The organism is Paenibacillus sp. FSL K6-2441 (genome assembly GCF_037964765.1).
Taxonomy (GTDB): Bacteria; Bacillota; Bacilli; order Paenibacillales; family Paenibacillaceae; genus Fontibacillus; species Fontibacillus phoenicis.
This window is the reverse complement of record NZ_CP150174.1, coordinates 3,076,706-3,094,696: the sequence shown is the minus strand read 5'-3', so window position 1 is coordinate 3,094,696 and position 17,991 is coordinate 3,076,706. Positions and strand designations below refer to the sequence as shown.

Below are 17,991 nucleotides of genomic sequence, written 5' to 3'. Positions count from 1 at the left end.
CGGCTACTCAATTCATGGGTAGCCTCCTATCCGATTATATATCCCCCCCATGAAAGCCAAGGTTGCCGGCCTAAGCAACCTTGGCTTTTACTTCTCCTTTTCCATTCTCATAAATCCAAGCAGGGCCGCATAATTTGTACAGTAGGGGAAGGAGGATTGTCTCATATGAGCCGGTTTGTCCGCAAAATTCGCAAATGGACGGTCGATGCGCTCGACCTGCCCAGTGACCTTGTATTCGATTTGCCGAGGCTCACCTTAATTGGAGGTCAGCAGCTGTATATAGAAAATCATCGGGGCGTGGTCCACTTCTCTCCCGAAGCGCTGCATTTGGCGCTGAGTGAAGGAACGCTGGAAGTCGAGGGAAGCGGCTTGGTTATTAAAGCCATCATGCCCGAAGAAGTGGTCGTGGAAGGGCGGATCTTCGGCATTAAATATCGTGGAACGGGGGAATGAAGCGTGAAATCACCGGCCTTAAACCAGCTGAGAGGCATCGTTACCATCACGGTCCGCGGAGGATCGATCGAACAGCTTGTGAATGAGATATCTCACCAGGGCATCGACATTTGGGATGTCCAACCCTTGCCCGGAGGGCAAATGAACATGAAGATCGCGCTGCCCGACTTCTTTCGGCTGCGGCCGCTCTTGAAACGGACAGGCTGCCGAATGTCGGTTCAGGGACGCTCCGGGCTCCCGTTTGTGTTAGGCCGCGTATGGAAGAGGAAGGGGTTTATCGCCGGATTCGCTTTATTTGTTGCGGCGATTTTTTGCTTATCTTCGCTGGTCTGGGATGTCGAGGTAGTAGGGAACAAGGAGATTGCCTCCCAAGATATTCTTCAAGCGGCTAGACAAGAGGGCATTTATCCGTTTCAATGGATTTTTCGTTTGCCTGAGCAGGACAAGCTGTCTGCCGAACTCACCCGCAAGCTGCCGGGCACGTCCTGGGTTGGGGTTACCCGTACGGGGACAAAAATCACGATCCAAGTGGTGGAGGCGACCAAACCAAAGGACCAGAAACTGGTCAGCCCAAGCCATTTGATCAGCAAGCATGACGCGGTGATCACACATATTTATGTGGAAAAAGGTCAGCCGGAGGTCAGGAAAAACGATCGGGTGAAGAAAGGACAAGTGCTGGTGTCGGGATTCCAAGGCGGCAAGCTGGTCGTGCCCGTGGCGAAGATCCGTGGTATTGTCTGGCACGAGTATAACATCCAGGTACCGCTGGTATATAAGCAGAAGGTTTACACGGGAGAGCGCAAGCAACGGGGGTATTTATATTTTGGCAATACTGCGATTCAGTTAACCGGTTATGGCAAAGTGACTTATGCACAATCAGAGACGATGACCGATCAGGATCCGTTGACATGGCGCGGTTGGAAGCTCCCGATTGGCTGGATGACCGAGAAGGTGATGGAAACGACGGAGCTTGAACTGAAACGGACGGAGGAACAAGCAAAACAGGAGGGAATTGAGCGAGCGAAGCGCGATATTCTGGCGAAATACGGCACGGATAGCGTCATTCTGGATCAAAAAATTTTGCATGAGAAGGCGGACAATGGTAAAGTTTATATAAAAGTGCATTTCGAAGTAGAACAGAACATTTCGGAAGAAGTGCCGATAGTACAAGATCAAGGAGAATGAGGCTATTTGTCGGAACAACTGGTGAACATCAAATTACCGCTTCACAGTGCGGCTGAAGGACTCTCTTTGTTTGGCCCTCAGGATTCGTTCCTGAAATTAATTGAACAGCATTTACCAGCAAGCATTGTTTTGCGAGAATCGGAAATTACCATCCGCGGGGAACAACGTGAGGCGGAGAAGGTAGAGCAGTTGTTTGAAGTTTTGCTAGAACTGATTCGGAACGGATATATCTTGACCGAACGGGACGTGTTATATGCCGTCGATTTGGCTAAGGATTTCCGCGCGGATCAGCTGCTTGATTTATATAAAGGTGAAATTGCCATTACTTATCGCGGCAAGCCGATTCGGGTGAAGACGATCGGGCAGAAGCACTACGTTACGACGATTAAGAAACGGGACGTCGTCTTTGGCGTCGGCCCTGCCGGGACAGGCAAAACGTATTTGGCCGTTGTCCTCGCGATTAGCGCGCTCAAGGAAGGCTCGGTCAAACGGATTATTTTGACTCGTCCGGCGGTCGAAGCAGGGGAAAGCCTGGGATTCTTGCCTGGGGATCTCCAGGAGAAGGTGGATCCTTATCTGCGTCCCCTGTATGATGCATTGTACGATGTTATGGGACCGGAGCAGACCGCTAAGGCGCTGGAGCGCGGGTTAATCGAGATCGCGCCGCTTGCCTATATGCGGGGCCGGACGCTGGATGATTCCTTTATTATTTTGGACGAAGCCCAAAATACGACGCCGGAGCAAATGAAGATGTTCCTGACTCGGCTAGGCTTTGGTTCTAAAATGGTAATTACCGGGGACGTGACGCAAATCGACCTTCCCAAAGGGAAGAAATCCGGTTTGGTCGAAGCGAAGGCGATTTTGAGCGGAATCGAAGAGATCGGATTCGTCCAATTTGCCGAGTCCGACGTCGTTCGTCATTCGCTGGTCCAGAAGATTATTATGGCGTACGACCGCGCTGCCGAAAACCAAGGGTAAGCTTCCCAGACGTTGTTAGGGTTTACCATGTTCAGGAGGGCTGTCTAATATGACAAATGACGATCAGCAAAAGAAAAGCGCGTTACAATTCAGATTTGCAGGATGGAAGCATAGCACCAGCGTGCGTTATGTTCTGTTCGCGCTGCTTGTCGTTATGTTCTACGTCAGCTTGGCGCCCAAATTGTTGCCCGAAACGTATGACATTGCGGTAGGTTTGCCGAGCGAGAAGGAAATCTTGGCGCCGATGGACATTCCCGATACCAAGGCGACGCTGAAAGCGCAGGAGGAGGCTGCCGAGAAGGTGGGACAGGTCTACACTATCCTGCCGCTCCGCAACGAAACATTAGTCGCGCAAATGCTTGACCGGATCTTCCGCTTGAACCAGGACGACCAGGTTTCGGAAGAAGATAAGATTAAGATCTATCGCGAGGAGCTGCCGCAGCGCGTTAAGGATTATGTGCAGAACTTCATCATGAACAATCGGAATTCCAGCGTTTATTCGGCGACCTTGTTTGAGGAAGTGACCCAGCGCATTGATGAACAGCAATATCACATTTCGGAAGAGACGTTTATCAAGATCCCTCGCTTAACGGCAGAGGATATCAACGCGATGAAGCCGGTTGCTGCGGATATTGTGGCCCGGCTGACGGCGGATCCGATCGTTGAAGCGCAAACCGCACGGGCAAAAGTCGCGGAAATGGTCAGCACAAGCTCGCTAAGCAAAAGGACTGCACGCGAGGTTGTGCAGGAGCTTGCCCGTCTGTCCATCACCGCTAATAAGTTTTATGATGAAGAAGCAACGAAGGCGGCGAAGGTGGAAGCGCGCGAGAATACGCCTACGGTATATATTAAGCAAGGGGATGTGCTCGTCCATAAGGGCGAAAGAATTACCCAGGAAATGTACACCCTGCTGGAGAAGAACGGCCTTCTCAAGGATGAGGTCGATTATTCACCGCAACTGGGGCTCGTTTTGCTGTCTTTGCTGATGGCGACCGGGCTGATTATGTTTATTCGTCAATCGGAAGGCGCCAGCCGGTTCAAATACAACAACGCGCAGTTCGTTATGCTGCTGCTAATTATTTTTATCACGATTGCTTCGATGCATGTCATCAACATTCTGCAGAGTGAACAGCAGGCTTTTATCGGGTATTTAGCCCCGATTGCCACCGGTGCGATGCTGATTACGCTGTTACTGGATTTGCCGCTCGCTTATCTCTGCTCCTTTTTGTTTAGCGTTCTGGCTAGCATCATTTTAAATCAGCGGCAAAGCGAAATGTTTGATTTTCAGTTTGGGTTCTTCGCTTTGGTGACTTCGTTTGCTGCGATTTTCGCGATTCACCGGGCCAGCCAGCGCTCTACACTGCTCAAGGCGGGGATTATGATCTGCTTGTTTGGCGCGCTGTCGATCTTTGCCCTGCAGCTGATTGATAATCAGGACTGGACGCAAACCAGCACGTTATATGCGCTTGGATTTTCCGTTGCTGGGGGATTGTTGACAACGATTTTGGTCATCGGCTTGATGCCGTTCTTCGAGGTCACCTTCGGCATCCTCTCGGCGCTTAAGCTGGTGGAGCTGTCGAACCCCAACCACCCGCTGCTGCGCAAGCTGTTGACGGAAACGCCGGGGACTTACCATCACAGTGTAATGGTGGGCAATCTGTCGGAGGCGGCAGCCGAAGCGATTGGTGCCAACGGACTGCTGTGCCGCGTCGGTTCGTATTATCACGATATCGGGAAGACGAAGCGGCCGAGCTATTTTATCGAAAATCAGAACAACATGGAAAATCCACACGACTTTATCGATCCGAAGTTAAGCAAATCGATTATTATCGCCCATGCCCGGGATGGGGTGGAGATGCAAAAGGAATATAAGCTGCCGAAGCCGATCCGGGATATTGCCGAGCAGCATCATGGAACGACGTTTTTGCATTATTTCTACCACAAGGCGCTGCGATTGGCGGAGGAACAAGGCGTTGAACCGGATTTCACGGAGGATGATTTCCGCTATCCGGGGCCTAAGGCTCAATCGAAGGAGGCCGCTGTGGTCGGGATTGCCGACAGTGTTGAGGCGGCCGTACGCTCCCTGCGCAAACCAACGGTGGAGCAGGTTGAGTCCATGATCGAGAAAATTATTAAGAGCCGCTTGGATGATCACCAGTTTAACGAATGTGATCTGACGATGCGGGAGCTCGATATCATCGCCCAAACGCTGAAGGAAACGGTAATGGGCATCTTCCATTCGCGGATTGAATATCCGGAGGAAGTCAAGAAGAGTAAAGAGAACGAGGAGAAGGACAGGGGGCAAAACGTAAATGGGCCTACAGCTGGCTTGGAGCAATGAGCAGGATAAAATGGAGATCAGTCAGGAGCTGATCGATCTCTTGGAGCGGGTGCTGCAGATCGCTGGACAAGCGGAAGGTATCACGGAAGGCGAAGTGGCGCTCACGTTCGTGGACGATGAGGCGATCCACGAATTAAACCGCGATTATCGCGGCATCGACCGGCCGACCGATGTGTTGTCGTTTGCGATGAACGAATCGCTGGAGGAAGAGCCGGAAATCGTCTATGAGCTGGAAGAAGACGAAGAGCTGGACGATATGACCGAAATGCTTGGAGATATCATCATCTCCGTGGAACGGGCCAAAGCGCAAAGTGAGGAGTACGGTCATTCGCTGGAGCGGGAAATCGGATTTCTGTTTGTGCACGGGTTCCTGCACCTGCTAGGTTACGATCATCAAGACGCGGTTAGCGAAGCGGAAATGATGGGCAAACAAGAAGCGGCGCTCGCCGAGGTGGGGCTTGTTCGCTAATGAAGCCGTCGCGCCGCTGGAGTTCATCTTTTCGATACGCGTTGGAGGGAATCGCTACTTCGCTAAGGACTCAGCGTCATGTGCGGTTCCATTGCGTCGCGGCGGTCATTGTGATTGCCGCGGCGATTGCGTTATCCCTTCCCGCGAGAGACGTGGCCTTATTGCTGCTCGTCATCGCCTTGGTTATTTCTCTTGAGCTCGTGAATACGGCGATTGAAGCCGTTGTAGATCTCGCAGCCCCTGAGTGGCATCGTCTTGGCAAGATCGCCAAGGATGCTGCAGCCGGGGCTGTACTGGTCGCTGCGGTTTTTGCCTTAGTGATCGGGATATTGATTTTTTACGAGCCATTGATGCGTTGTCTGGGGCTGCTGTAAGATTGGAGCCCGTAACTTATTTTTGCTTTGGTTGAAGGAGATGATATGGTTATGGATTACGGTCAATTGATGAAAGAAGCGATCGAAGCCCGCAAAGCGGCTTATATTCCGTATTCGGGATTCGGCGTTGGGGCAGCTCTGCTCGATAGCAAAGGACAGGTTCACCACGGTTGCAATGTCGAGAATGCGGCTTACTCCCCTGGGAACTGCGCGGAGCGTACCGCGATGTTTCGGGCGATTGCCGATGGGCATCGACCCGGGACGTTCCAAGCTATCGCCGTGGTTGCCGACACAGAGGAACCGGTTGCGCCTTGCGGGGTCTGCCGCCAGGTGCTGCTGGAACTGTGCGGGCCGGACATGCCTGTCATCCTGGGCAATCTGAAGGGCGACATCCGTCAGACGACGGTACGGGAGTTGCTCCCCTACGCCTTCGGCCCCTCCCATCTGGAGGAGCAGAAGTAGTTCAAAAAGGCGGCTTCGGATCACGAAGCGGCGCGCTGATGCGGATTCGACGTCGAATCTTGGATTCAGCTGGGCTTTCCGATCCTGACGTTACTCCAACCGCGATCGAACGCTCCTTGCAGTATCTCTAATGGAACTGAGAGACGTTATTTTGCTGTATAGAGGCGATTTGGAATTCTAACGGAACCAGGAGACGTTATTTCGGACTTTTCACGGAAAATGGACGTCGTGAGTGCCGATAAGGGCTCTGAGTTCCGTTAAAGCGGGAAATCGCCGGGAAATGGGCAAATAAGGTCATTACGTTCCGTTACGAACGGTTGGAGACACGGACCGGGAACGCGGACCAAACGGTCGATGAACCGAACCAAACGCTAGGGGACACAGCACACCGCGAAACCAAAGCGAACCACCACAGATTCTCACACAACACGAACTCACAGAACCAACACAGACCGATCCCGTCAGAAAAACGGATCAGGTCACACGAAAGGAACTCAATATATGGCAAAAGCAAAATTCAAATCCGGTTTTGTGGCGATTGTGGGACGCCCAAACGTGGGTAAATCCACGCTGATGAACCATATCATCGGGCAAAAGATCGCCATTATGTCCGATAAACCGCAAACGACGCGGAATAAAATCCACGGCGTCTATACCTCGGAAGAGATGCAGATCGTATTTCTGGATACGCCGGGGATTCATAAACGCCAATCCAAGCTTGGCGACTATATGAATACGACGGCGCTCAACACGCTTGGCGAAGTCGAGGCCGTGTTGTTCCTCGTTGATGCCGCGGAAGGATTGGGCGGCGGCGACCGCTTTATCATCGAACGGCTAAAGGATGTACGGACGCCGGTCATTCTGGTGCTGAACAAAATCGACCGCGTTGAGCCGGAGCAGCTGCTGCCGTTGATTGAAGAGTACAGCAAGCTTTATCCATTCAGCGAAATCGTGCCGATTTCCGCAATGCTGGGGAACAACGTAAACCGGCTGCTGGAGCAGATCGGCAAATACCTGCCGGAAGGACCGCAGTATTATCCGGAGGATCAGGTCACGGACCATCCGGAGCAATTTGTCTGCGCCGAGCTGATCCGTGAGAAAATCTTGCATCTCACCCGCGAGGAAGTGCCGCACTCGATCGCTGTCACGATTGAAGATATGCGCGTGCAGGAGAACGGCGTGGTGTACATTTCCGCGGTCATTTTCGTCGAGCGTGATTCCCAGAAGGGGATCATTATCGGCAAGCAGGGGGCGCTGCTGAAGGAAGTAGGTAAGCTGGCCCGGCAAGATATCGAGAACCTGCTTGGATCGAAGATCTTTCTTGAGTTATGGGTGAAGGTGAAGAAAGACTGGCGTAACCAAGAACGGATCTTGAAGGACCTCGGGTTCCATAAGGACGCTTAAGGCGTAACGTTTAGTTCTAGCTTTATACTGGGAGTTATTGCAACGCATAGATCCCGTTCATGCGCACATCCTATTCTTTGTAGATGCAGGCGTCATTTCCGAAGAAAGGGTGAATACGAATGCGAGATTTTTCGTGGAAGTATTTTGCGATGACTGGAGATGTCGATGCTTACTTGCTTTATAAAGAAGCCAGCAGCGCGTATGAGGAGGAGGCTGCGGCTGCCGAAGAGCTGATTCTAGAGGCAGAAGCCGAGTAGTACGGATCTGGCGGGAGAGGCGAGTTTGGGGGAAACGAAATGCTCTACAGGGTGGAAGGAATCGTCATCCGCAGCATGGATTATGGGGAAGGCAATAAAATTATTACATTATGTACCGAAACGAGCGGCAAAATCGGGGTACTGGTGCGCGGCGCCAAGAAGGTGAAGAGCCGCCACGGGGCCCTGACTCAGCCTTTTACACATGGAGAATATGTGTTCTTCCGCCAAAACGGCGGTTTGGGCACCTTAAACCAGGGTGAGATGATTGAGTCTCACTTTTCTTTGCGTGAGGACCTATTTCTCGCGGCTTACGCTTCGTATGCCTGCGAGCTGTTGGACAAGACGCTGCAGGATGAAGAGGTGGGCAGCTTCTGGTTCACTCAACTGAAAGCTTGCCTGGATGGTTTATCGTCGGGCAAGGACCCGCAGATCGTCACCCACCTGTTCGAAATGAAAATCTTGCAGGCTGCAGGCTACGGTCCTTCGTTTGAAAGCTGCGTTTCCTGCGGGCGAGTTGACGATTCACCGTATGTCAGCCCGCGGCTAGGCGGGAGGCTCTGCCGATCCTGCCGTCACCAAGATCCGGCCGCGATGCAGGTCACACCGGGAGTGCTTAAATTGCTCATGTTATTTGAAAAAATGGACCTGCGCCGGCTCGGAAACGTAGAGGTCAAGGACGAGACGAAACGGGAGCTAAAGACCGTGATGCGCGCCTTCATGGATATGCAGCTTGGGATGAAGCTGAAATCACGCCATTTTCTCGATCAACTGGACAAGTATGAAATTTGACGAACGCGATAAAATTAGTTAATATATAAAAGAATTTCTCCCTCGAAGTGTCATTTTCAAGAGGGAGACTTGTGCGTTGAACGGGAAGAGTAACAAGAAGAAGTCTATGAACTCCTTTTTCTGAGTCGATGTTGGTGGATCAGGAGAGGAACAAGCGACCGGGGAGGGTGGGAGCCCGGATAGACGGTCTTGTGAAGCGGCAGCCCGGGAGCACAAACCGATCGTGAAAAGCGGATTTGCCGGCAATGGTCACCGATAGGAGGCCGCGGCAAATCAAGTAGGGTGGAACCGCGGGAACTTATAAGTATGAGGAAATGGCCTCTTACAGCTCTCGTCCCTACGTCTGACAGCAGGCGTAGAGGCGGGGGCTTTTTATTTCTCCCTTCTAGCCCATGCTTGCTGAACAAACCTGAAGGTTAGGAGATGAGGTTCGCCATGAGTATCAACTTTCAACAAATGATTTTGACGCTGCAGCAGTTCTGGGCAGAACAGAATTGCATCGTCGTGCAGCCGTATGACGTGGAAAAAGGGGCCGGTACGCTGAACCCGATGACTTTCCTGCGTTCGATTGGCCCTGAGCCGTGGAATGTGGCTTACGTGGAGCCTTCCCGGCGTCCAGCGGACGGGCGTTACGGGGAGAACCCGAACCGGCTGTACCAGCACCATCAGTTCCAGGTGATCATGAAGCCATCGCCGGATAATATCCAGGAGATTTACTTGGAAAGTTTGAAACGGCTGGGCATCAATCCGCTGGAGCATGACATCCGGTTTGTCGAAGACAACTGGGAGCATCCGGGCTTGGGCGCATGGGGCCTCGGCTGGGAAGTTTGGCTAGACGGCATGGAAGTCACGCAGTTTACTTACTTCCAGCAAGTCGGCGGGATCGAAACGAATCCGGTAGCCGTAGAAATCACTTATGGGATGGAGCGTCTGGCCTCCTACATTCAAGACAAGGAGAACGTGTTTGAGCTCGAATGGGTGGATGGCACGACTTACGGTGATGTTTTCCATCAGGCCGAATATGAGCATTCCAAATACACGTTTGAAATCTCTGACGTGAAAATGCTGTTTACGCTGTTTAATATGTACGAGCAAGAAGCTAACAAAGCGATGGAGCAGCATTTGGTGTACCCGGCTTACGATTATGTGTTGAAATGCTCGCATACGTTTAACCTGCTGGATGCCCGCGGCGCGATCAGCGTCACCGAACGGACAGGGTATATTACGCGGGTGCGGAATTTGGCCCGTCAGGTTGCCGCAACTTACTTGGAGGAACGCGAGAAGCTTGGATTCCCGATGCTTCAGAAAGGGGGTGCTGCACGTGGCTAAGGACCTGCTGTTTGAAATTGGACTTGAAGAAATGCCGGCCCGGTTTATCCGCGCTGCGATGGAGCAATTAAAGGAGCGGACGGTGAAATGGCTGGAGGAATCGGTCATACAGCACGGAGCAGTCGAAGCTTATGCGACCCCTCGCCGATTGGCCGTTCTCGTCAAAGACGTGGCAGAGAAGCAAGAGGACGTGCATGAGGAGGTTAAAGGGCCTTCGCGTAAAATCGCCCTGGATGAAAACGGACAGTGGAGTAAAGCGGCGCTTGGCTTTGCCCGCAGCCAGGGTGCCAGCCCGGAACAGTTTACGTTCCGTGAGGTTGGCGGCACGGAGTATGTTTATGTCAGCAAAAGCCGGATGGGCGTAGAGACGTCCAGTCTTCTTGCCGAGGGATTGCTGGGCATTTTGCAGGCGATGAATTTTCCGAAGAACATGCGTTGGGGGAATTACGACTTTAAGTTCGTTCGCCCGATTCGCTGGCTGGTTGCGTTGTTCGGCAAAGACGTTATCGAGCTGGAAATCGCCGGGGTGAAGTCCGGCAATGTTACGCGGGGACACCGGTTCCTTGGAACGGAAACGGTGATCGAAGAGCCTGCAGCCTATGTGGAAACGCTGCGCAGCCAGCACGTGATCGCGGACGTCAATGAACGTCAAGCCTTGATTCAGAACCAAATCGAAGCCTTGGCCAAAGAAAAAGGCTGGCATATCGCCGTGAAGGAAGATTTGCTGGAGGAAGTATTGTTCTTGGTCGAGACGCCAACGGTGCTGTATGGTACGTTTGAGGAGTCGTTCCTGAACATTCCGCAGGAAGTGCTTATTACCTCGATGCGTGAGCATCAGCGCTACTTCCCGGTGCTGAATGCGCAAGGCAACCTGCTTCCTTACTTCGTCACAGTGCGTAACGGGAACAACACGTCGCTGGACGTGATTGCCCGCGGTAACGAGAAGGTGCTTCGTGCCCGCTTGTCCGACGCGAAATTTTTCTATGAGGAAGACCAGAAGCTGGCGATCAAGGACGCGTTGTCTAAACTGGAGAGCATCGTGTTCCATGAGGAGCTTGGCACGATCGGGGACAAAGTGCGCCGCATCCGTCGCAATACGGAGAAGCTGTCGGCGATGCTGAGGACGGATACCGGAACGGCCGAAGCTGCTGCGCGTACGGCTGAAATTTGTAAGTTTGACCTGGTTACCCAGATGGTTTACGAGTTCCCTGAATTGCAAGGGGTTATGGGTGAAGATTATGCCCGTAAAGCCGGCGAACCGGAAGTGGTGGCGAAAGGGATCTTTGAGCATTACCAGCCGCGATTTGCCGATGATGCCGTACCCGCTTCGACCGTTGGCTCGATCGTCAGCATCGCTGACAAAATCGACACGATTGTTGGATGCTTCTCGATTGGGATCATTCCAACCGGCTCTCAGGATCCGTACGGGCTGCGCCGTCAGGCTGCCGGCATCGTGCAGATCATTGTGGAGCATAAGCTGTCTGTTTCGCTCACTGACATTTTCAAGCTGGCGCTGGAAACGCATCAGCAATTCCGCGGGCTGAAACGCAGCGAAGATGAAATCATGAAGGATCTGATGGATTTCTTTGGCTTGCGTGTCAGAAAGACGCTTTCGGACGAAAACCTACGCTACGACGTCGTGGATGCCGTTCTGTCGGCAGGTTATGATGATGTCGTCTCCACGGTAGCTCGCGGCAAGGCGTTAATGGAAGCGGTGGATACGAAGGAAGAGTTCAAAGCAACTGTTGAATCGTTTGGACGGGTCAGCAACCTGGCGGCCAAAGCCACCGGAGAGAAGGTTCGCTCCGATCTGCTAAGCGAACCGGCGGAGCAAGCGCTGTATGAGGCATGGCGTTCGATCTCGGATAAATACCGGGAAACGCTGGCTTCCCGCGACGCGTTTGGTGCGCTGGAGCTGATCGGCGGGTTAAAAGATGCGATTACGGTTTTCTTTGATGCCGTCATGGTTATGGCCGAGGACGATGCGATCCGGACGAACCGGTTGGCATTGCTGGCGGCTATTGATGAAGATCTCAAAGCCTTTGCCGATTTCGGCAAACTGGTTTGGGCATAATAGAAGGCAATGAAGCAAAAGTGTGGCTGACGGCAAGCGAAGGGCTTGCCGTCAGCCATCCATCGCTATTCGGCACATATCGATGAGTTTCGGCACGGTCTTGTTTAGATTCAGGCATTTCGAGGTTATATTGTAATACATGGAGGCGTGGTGGATGCGGATCGTCGTCGATGGGGATTCCTGTCCGGTCAAGGCTGAAATTGTCGAAACGGCCGGCAGATTTGGTGTACCTGTGATCATGGTGGCCTCATATGATCATGTTCTGCAGCCGGAGCCGGGAGTGACGGTTGTCCAGGTTGATCGCAGCGGACAAAGCGCGGATATGTATATCGCCGCTCATGTAGAGAAGGGCGATATCGTTGTGACCCAGGACTACGGGCTGGCGGCATTGATCATTGCGAGAGATTGTCACGGGATATCTCCACGCGGCGATATCTACCATCCGGGAAATATCGACTATTTGCTCGAACGCCGTCATCACCATGCGAAAGCAAGGCGGGCAGGGCACCGCGCCAAGGGCCCCAAGCCTTTTACCATCGAGGACCGTGAGCGGTTTACGGACGCTTTGTCAAAACTTTTGATTCGTTTGCAGGAGAATGTATAGTTTTAGCGAATTACTATTTACGTGTCACCCGAGAGCAGCAAAATGTCGGTGCTTTTGACATTTTGAGCGATACTCACGCGTGAAAGATGAAGGTGATTTGGATGAGTACCGGGCGTGGCATTCCGGAGGAAGTCATCGAGGCGGTTCTGCGTCAGCACGATATCGTCGATACGGTCAGCAAGCACGTTCATCTAACGAAGCAGGGGAAGTATTTGAAGGGGTTATGCCCGTTCCATTCGGAGAAGACCCCGTCGTTTACAGTCACACCCGAACGCCAAATTTTCCATTGCTATGGTTGCGGCAAAGGCGGAAATGCCATCAAATTCAGGATGGAAATCGAAGGATTAACCTTTCCCGAAGCTGTCAGAATCATGGCGGACGAGGCGCATATCCCTTACGAGGATAAGGGCAGAGGTTACGCCGATACCCCGCGTAACCGGGAGTTGGAAGAGCTGCTGCAGGCCCATGAGTGGTCCTCCAAGCTTTATCATTATTTGCTCAAGAACACCGAATACGGAAAGCCGGCGATGGAATATTTGAAATCCCGCGGCTTTACCGACAAGGCCATCGATACGTTCCAGATTGGTTACGCACCCGCCAGATGGGATACGCTCGTCCAGTTTTTGGACAAGAGATCATTTAATCTGGAAACGATGGAGAAGGGTGGATTGCTGTCATCGAAGCAGGACGGTTCCGGTTACGTGGATCGCTTCCGCGACCGGGTCATCTTCCCATTGCACAACCGAAACGGCAAAGTGATTGCGTTTGCGGGCAGAGTGCTCGGCGACGGGCAACCGAAATACTTAAATTCGCCGGAAAGTAAGCTGTTTACGAAGAGCCGTGTTCTTTACAATTTGCATCAAGCCAAGAACGAGATCCGCAAGACGGGCCAAATCGTCCTGTTTGAGGGTTACGGCGATGTCATCAGCGCATGGGAAGCCGGAGTTCACAACGGTGTCGCCACCATGGGGACCGCTTTGACGGAACACCATGCGGCGATCATGCGGAGCCTTGCCGATGAGGTATTGGTCTGCTATGACGGAGACTCCGCCGGTCAGGCTGCAGCCTTAAAGAGCATCCCGATCCTCGAAGGCGCAGGATTCTCCCAGGTAAAAATCGCAATGCTCAGCGAAGGGCTGGACCCTGATGAATTTATCCAAAAGTACGGAGCCGAACGGTTCCGCCATCAAGTTTTGGATGGTGCGGTATCTTCCGTTAAATTTAGGCTTATATATCTGAGAAAAAACCATATACTGCTAGAAGAAGACGGAAAGATCGCTTATATCAAAGAGGCGATGCCGATTATTGCGGCGCTCTCCTCCCCAAGCGAACGCGAAATTTATTTGAAGGAGCTCTCCGCCGAATTGCAGGTGTCCTTCGACAGCTTGAAGCAAGAGTGTAACGAGCTGAGAACGGCTATGCAAAAAAAGGCAAATGCCGGGGATAATAAGCCCGAAAGGTGGAATAATGGTAGGCATAAAAAAGGGCAGGCATCCATGCCGACGTTGCTGCCCGCTTTTCATGTGGCGGAACGGAGACTGCTTTCATTCATGCTGCAGGACGAAGAGGTGTCCCGCTATGTAGGCGAACGCCTTGGGACGAACTTTAACATCGAAGATCATGTGGCGATTGCCGCTTATCTATACGCCTATTACGCGCAAGGGAAACCCCCGGATGCCAGCCGTTTCATTTCCTCACTTCAAGATGAGCGGCTAGAGCAGACGGTCATCTCGATCGCGATGATGGATACACCGGCCGAATGGACAACACAGGAGCTGGACGATTGTATCCGTGAAATTCAGAAGGTGCCGCTGCTGGAGCAGATCAAACGTAAGAAAGAGGAAATGGTTTCGGCCGAACGGGCCGGTGACTATTTGCGTGCGGCGCAAATTGCAAGTGAGATTATTGCCCTAGAGAGACAGTAAGACGAACGGACTTTCGATGATGTTTCTAGGGAGGAGGGAGCCAGAAATGACGAATGAACAACATACTGAACTAGAAACGGAACTCACCTTGGATCAGGTAAGGGATCAATTGATCGAACAAGGGAAGAAAAGATCATCCTTAACTTATAAAGAAATTATGGAGAAGCTTTCGCCATTCGATCAGGATCCCGAGCAAATGGACGAGTTTTTTGAACAATTGGCCGATCTCGGCATCGACATTACCGGTGACGGCGACGATGATCATCGGAGCCGCGGCGATGGAGACGACTCGCATGACGATGATTTTAATTATGACGACGACCTCTCGCTTCCTCCGGGAATCAAGATTAACGATCCAGTTCGGATGTATCTGAAGGAAATCGGACGTGTACCGCTGCTGTCGGCGGACGACGAAATGGAGCTGGCCAAACGGATCGAAAACGGGGACGAAGAGGCAAAGCGGCGCTTGGCTGAAGCCAACCTGCGGTTGGTTGTCAGCATCGCCAAACGTTATGTTGGTCGCGGCATGCTGTTCTTGGACTTGATCCAAGAAGGAAATATGGGCTTGATTAAAGCCGTGGAGAAATTCGACCACAAGAAAGGCTTCAAATTCAGTACCTATGCCACCTGGTGGATCCGTCAGGCCATTACCCGTGCGATTGCCGACCAGGCCCGAACGATTCGGATTCCGGTTCATATGGTCGAAACGATCAACAAGCTGATTCGGGTATCCCGGCAGCTGCTGCAAGAGCTGGGACGCGAACCTGCTCCGGAAGAAATCGCTGCGGAGATGGATCTTAGCGTGGAGAAGGTCCGGGAGATCATGAAGATCGCCCAAGAGCCGGTTTCGCTGGAAACGCCGATCGGGGAAGAGGACGACTCCCATCTTGGCGACTTTATCGAAGACCAGGAAGCCTTGGCGCCAGCCGACGCAGCGGCTTACGAGCTGCTGAAAGAACAGCTGGAGGATGTACTGGACACGCTCACTGAACGCGAAGAGAACGTGCTCCGTTTACGGTTTGGACTGGACGACGGACGTACAAGAACCCTTGAGGAAGTGGGGAAAGTCTTCGGCGTAACGCGGGAGCGTATCCGGCAAATCGAAGCGAAAGCGCTCCGTAAGCTGCGCCATCCTAGCCGCAGCAAGCGGTTGAAGGACTTCCTCGAATAGGCGTCATCGCCTGCAATCTTGACCTTCTGCAGCCAAGCAGCAAGGTCATTTTTGTTACAGCGGCGCTTTATGGACGTAGACCCGGAAGCAGGTCGATAACGGCTCTGATGTCCGTTAAGCGTCGTCCCTTTCTTTTGGAATAATTTCCTTCTTTTTCTTTATTGTTTTTTATTTTACCGTTTTTCCCTGGGCATTGCAAATCGCTGTGGAGCTGCTTTCCGCGGTATGTGATGCCCTGGCACTTTATTATCGATCGCTATGTGGCATATCTGCTATTGTTGTGAATTAAGGAAAAAATGGGTGGTGTGGATAACGACATGAAATTGTCAGCTAGATTGCAGCTTATTGCCGACTGGCTTCCGGCCGGATGCCGGTTTGCCGATATCGGTTCAGACCACGCGCTGCTGCCCGTGGCTGCCGTGCGCAGCGGACAAGCGGTCTTCGCCGTCGCCGGCGAAGTGAACGACGGCCCGCTGGAAGCGGCACGCCGTCAGGTGGCTGAAGCCGGGGAGACGGCGCGGATCTCTGTCCGCAAAGGGGACGGACTCGCCGTGATTGCACCCGGCGAAGTTGACGTGATCACCATCGCCGGGATGGGCGGGGCGCTGATCTCCTCCATTCTCGATGCCGGCCAAGCGAAGCTGGCCGGTGTCAAGCGGCTCGTGCTGCAGCCGAACGTTGGCGGAGAATTTGTCCGCCGCTGGTTGCTCGAGCACGATTGGTATTTGGCCGAAGAGGCGATCTTGGAGGAGGACGGCAAAATTTACGAAGTGCTGATGGCCGAAGCCCAGCCGGATGCCGAGGTCCGGAACGCTGAGCTGTACCGTGAACGCCAGCTGGCGGGAGGCCGGGTCAGCTTGACTCGCGAGCTCCTGCTCATGATGGGGCCTCGATTAACCGCGGCCCCCAATGAAGTCTTTTTCAGGAAATGGGAATCAGAGCTTCGTAAGCTGGAGGGGATCCGCCGGTCGGTGGCTTCCTCAACGCTGGAGGCATCCCGTCAGAAGGAAGCGGAGCTTACCCGGTTATCGGAGCAGTTAAAGGAGGTGCTGGCATGTTTGCCAAAGGACAAACAGTAGTGCAATACATGGAGCAGTTGGCTCCTAAGCATGTGGCGATGGAGGGGGACAAAATTGGCCTCCAACTAGGCAGCCTGCAGAAGGAAATTCGGGGCGTGCTCGTAGCATTGGACGTGAATGAGGAGGTTGTAGACGAGGCAATTGCCTTAGAGGCGGATCTGATTGTCGCCCATCATGCCATCATTTATCGTCCGCTGGCTCATTTGCAGAGCGACACGCCGATGGGCAAGGTGTACGAGAAGCTGATCAAAAACGATATCGCGGTATATATCGCGCATACGAACCTCGACGTCACGGACGGCGGGATGAACGACTGGATGGCGGAAGCACTGGGCATCGAAAGCGCCGGTTCGCTTGAAGATGTGCATACGGACAACCTGTATAAACTGGTCGTATTTGTGCCCAAGGATCACCACGAGCCGGTGCTTCAGGCGATGTTGAACGCAGGGGCAGGCCACATCGGTAACTACAGCCACTGCAGCTTCAACCTCGAAGGCTTCGGCACGTTTAAGCCGGGAGAAGGGACCGCCCCGTATATCGGCAGCCAAGGCAAGCTGGAGCGGGTCGAGGAGGTACGCATCGAAACCGTTGTGCCGCAGAGCCTGCGCAACAAGGTCATTCAAGCGATGCTGAAGCAGCATCCGTATGAAGAGGTAGCCTATGATCTGTATCCTATGGATTTGAAGGGGCGCACTTTTGGACTTGGACGGGTTGGGAAGCTAACGGAGCCTGTTACGCTCCGGGACTTCGTGCAGCGCGTCAAAGAGCGACTGGACGTGCCGATGGTTCGAGTTGTCGGGGATTTGGACCGGCCGATTCGCAAAGCTGCAGTCTTGGGCGGTTCAGGCGGACGGTATTGGAAAAATGCCCAATTCCGCGGGGCGGACGTGCTCGTCACCGGGGACGTAGATTACCATACCGCACAGGATGCCTGGATGGCTGGGGTTGCGATCGTCGACCCGGGGCATAATGCGGAGAAGATCATGAAGCCTCGCGTTGCTGCTTGGCTGACTGAAAAATTAAGCGAAGACAAATATGCAACCCGGGTACATGCTTCCCAGGTCAACACCGAGCCGTTTCGATTTATGTAAAATGGC

17 protein-coding genes are annotated in these 17,991 nt (G+C 53.0%); all 17 read left to right on the top strand.

The genetic code is table 11. From position 1 onward, the window contains the following. Nucleotides 1-165 precede the first annotated feature (165 nt). A complete protein-coding gene (gene yqfC / locus NSQ80_RS14245; protein ID WP_009225546.1) occupies nt 166-453 on the top strand; it encodes a sporulation protein YqfC in 288 nt (95 codons plus the stop codon). 3 nt (nt 454-456) lie between these two features. Beyond that, nucleotides 457-1,638 (top strand): sporulation protein YqfD, encoded by a 1,182-nt coding sequence (yqfD, locus tag NSQ80_RS14240; RefSeq protein ID WP_009225547.1) that lies wholly within the window; start codon nt 457-459, stop codon nt 1,636-1,638. Nucleotides 1,639-1,644: 6 nt separating this feature from the next. Further along, complete coding sequence (locus NSQ80_RS14235; RefSeq protein WP_009225548.1) at nt 1,645-2,616, top strand: PhoH family protein; 972 nt, start codon at nt 1,645-1,647, stop codon at nt 2,614-2,616. A gap of 49 nt (nt 2,617-2,665) precedes the next feature. Continuing rightward, a complete protein-coding gene (locus NSQ80_RS14230) occupies nt 2,666-4,957 on the top strand; it encodes an HDIG domain-containing metalloprotein (RefSeq protein ID WP_009225549.1) in 2,292 nt (763 codons plus the stop codon). Next, the gene (gene ybeY, locus NSQ80_RS14225; RefSeq protein ID WP_339299533.1) at nt 4,929-5,426 is read left to right on the top strand and encodes an rRNA maturation RNase YbeY; all 498 of its coding nucleotides are present in this window, start codon (nt 4,929-4,931) and stop codon (nt 5,424-5,426) included. Before NSQ80_RS14230 ends, ybeY begins: the two co-directional genes overlap by 29 nt. Further along, nucleotides 5,426-5,800, top strand: coding sequence for a diacylglycerol kinase (locus NSQ80_RS14220; protein ID WP_323077007.1), 375 nt, complete (start codon nt 5,426-5,428; stop codon nt 5,798-5,800). Before ybeY ends, NSQ80_RS14220 begins: the two co-directional genes overlap by 1 nt. A 51-nt stretch (nt 5,801-5,851) precedes the next feature. After that, complete coding sequence (gene cdd / locus NSQ80_RS14215; RefSeq protein WP_323077005.1) at nt 5,852-6,262, top strand: cytidine deaminase; 411 nt, start codon at nt 5,852-5,854, stop codon at nt 6,260-6,262. A gap of 501 nt (nt 6,263-6,763) precedes the next feature. Continuing rightward, nucleotides 6,764-7,666, top strand: a complete 903-nt coding sequence (gene era / locus NSQ80_RS14210) for a GTPase Era (protein ID WP_009225553.1) — start codon at nt 6,764-6,766, stop codon at nt 7,664-7,666. Between the two features lie 119 nt (nt 7,667-7,785). Continuing rightward, a complete protein-coding gene (locus tag NSQ80_RS14205; RefSeq protein ID WP_009225554.1) occupies nt 7,786-7,923 on the top strand; it encodes a YqzL family protein in 138 nt (45 codons plus the stop codon). Between the two features lie 39 nt (nt 7,924-7,962). Beyond that, on the top strand, nt 7,963-8,712 hold the full coding sequence (gene recO, locus NSQ80_RS14200; RefSeq protein WP_260070462.1) for a DNA repair protein RecO: 750 nt from the start codon (nt 7,963-7,965) through the stop codon (nt 8,710-8,712). Nucleotides 8,713-9,153: 441 nt separating this feature from the next. Beyond that, nucleotides 9,154-10,041, top strand: a complete 888-nt coding sequence (glyQ, locus tag NSQ80_RS14195; protein ID WP_036645656.1) for a glycine--tRNA ligase subunit alpha — start codon at nt 9,154-9,156, stop codon at nt 10,039-10,041. Beyond that, nucleotides 10,034-12,115 carry a glycine--tRNA ligase subunit beta gene (glyS, locus tag NSQ80_RS14190; protein ID WP_339299527.1) on the top strand — a complete coding sequence of 694 codons (2,082 nt, stop codon included), beginning with the start codon at nt 10,034-10,036 and terminating at the stop codon, nt 12,113-12,115. The genes glyQ and glyS overlap by 8 nt, the downstream gene beginning before the upstream one ends. Before the next feature lie 154 nt (nt 12,116-12,269). Continuing rightward, entirely contained in the window at nt 12,270-12,719 is a 450-nt protein-coding gene (locus NSQ80_RS14185; RefSeq protein ID WP_036645591.1) for a YaiI/YqxD family protein, read from the top strand. 101 nt (nt 12,720-12,820) lie between these two features. After that, nucleotides 12,821-14,644: a DNA primase gene (dnaG, locus tag NSQ80_RS14180; protein WP_260070460.1), complete on the top strand. Its 1,824-nt coding sequence runs from the start codon at nt 12,821-12,823 to the stop codon at nt 14,642-14,644. A 46-nt stretch (nt 14,645-14,690) separates the two neighbouring features. Continuing rightward, nucleotides 14,691-15,815: an RNA polymerase sigma factor RpoD gene (rpoD, locus tag NSQ80_RS14175; RefSeq protein ID WP_009225560.1), complete on the top strand. Its 1,125-nt coding sequence runs from the start codon at nt 14,691-14,693 to the stop codon at nt 15,813-15,815. Between the two features lie 317 nt (nt 15,816-16,132). After that, nucleotides 16,133-16,894, top strand: a complete 762-nt coding sequence (locus NSQ80_RS14170) for a class I SAM-dependent methyltransferase (RefSeq protein ID WP_036645658.1) — start codon at nt 16,133-16,135, stop codon at nt 16,892-16,894. Further along, a complete protein-coding gene (locus NSQ80_RS14165) occupies nt 16,870-17,985 on the top strand; it encodes a Nif3-like dinuclear metal center hexameric protein (protein ID WP_009225562.1) in 1,116 nt (371 codons plus the stop codon). The genes NSQ80_RS14170 and NSQ80_RS14165 overlap by 25 nt, the downstream gene beginning before the upstream one ends. Nucleotides 17,986-17,991 lie beyond the last annotated feature (6 nt).

What these genes read in the sequence shown, in the direction of transcription:
- yqfC (WP_009225546.1), top strand. Translation starts at nt 166, where the DNA reads ATGAGCCGGTTTGTCCGCAAAATTCGCAAATGGACGGTCGATGCGCTC.
- NSQ80_RS14230 (WP_009225549.1), top strand. Translation starts at nt 2,666, where the DNA reads ATGACAAATGACGATCAGCAAAAGAAAAGCGCGTTACAATTCAGATTT.
- ybeY (WP_339299533.1), top strand. Translation starts at nt 4,929, where the DNA reads ATGGGCCTACAGCTGGCTTGGAGCAATGAGCAGGATAAAATGGAGATC.
- NSQ80_RS14220 (WP_323077007.1), top strand. Translation starts at nt 5,426, where the DNA reads ATGAAGCCGTCGCGCCGCTGGAGTTCATCTTTTCGATACGCGTTGGAG.
- cdd (WP_323077005.1), top strand. Translation starts at nt 5,852, where the DNA reads ATGGATTACGGTCAATTGATGAAAGAAGCGATCGAAGCCCGCAAAGCG.
- era (WP_009225553.1), top strand. Translation starts at nt 6,764, where the DNA reads ATGGCAAAAGCAAAATTCAAATCCGGTTTTGTGGCGATTGTGGGACGC.
- NSQ80_RS14205 (WP_009225554.1), top strand. Translation starts at nt 7,786, where the DNA reads ATGCGAGATTTTTCGTGGAAGTATTTTGCGATGACTGGAGATGTCGAT.
- recO (WP_260070462.1), top strand. Translation starts at nt 7,963, where the DNA reads ATGCTCTACAGGGTGGAAGGAATCGTCATCCGCAGCATGGATTATGGG.
- NSQ80_RS14185 (WP_036645591.1), top strand. Translation starts at nt 12,270, where the DNA reads ATGCGGATCGTCGTCGATGGGGATTCCTGTCCGGTCAAGGCTGAAATT.
- dnaG (WP_260070460.1), top strand. Translation starts at nt 12,821, where the DNA reads ATGAGTACCGGGCGTGGCATTCCGGAGGAAGTCATCGAGGCGGTTCTG.
- rpoD (WP_009225560.1), top strand. Translation starts at nt 14,691, where the DNA reads ATGACGAATGAACAACATACTGAACTAGAAACGGAACTCACCTTGGAT.
- NSQ80_RS14170 (WP_036645658.1), top strand. Translation starts at nt 16,133, where the DNA reads ATGAAATTGTCAGCTAGATTGCAGCTTATTGCCGACTGGCTTCCGGCC.
- NSQ80_RS14165 (WP_009225562.1), top strand. Translation starts at nt 16,870, where the DNA reads ATGTTTGCCAAAGGACAAACAGTAGTGCAATACATGGAGCAGTTGGCT.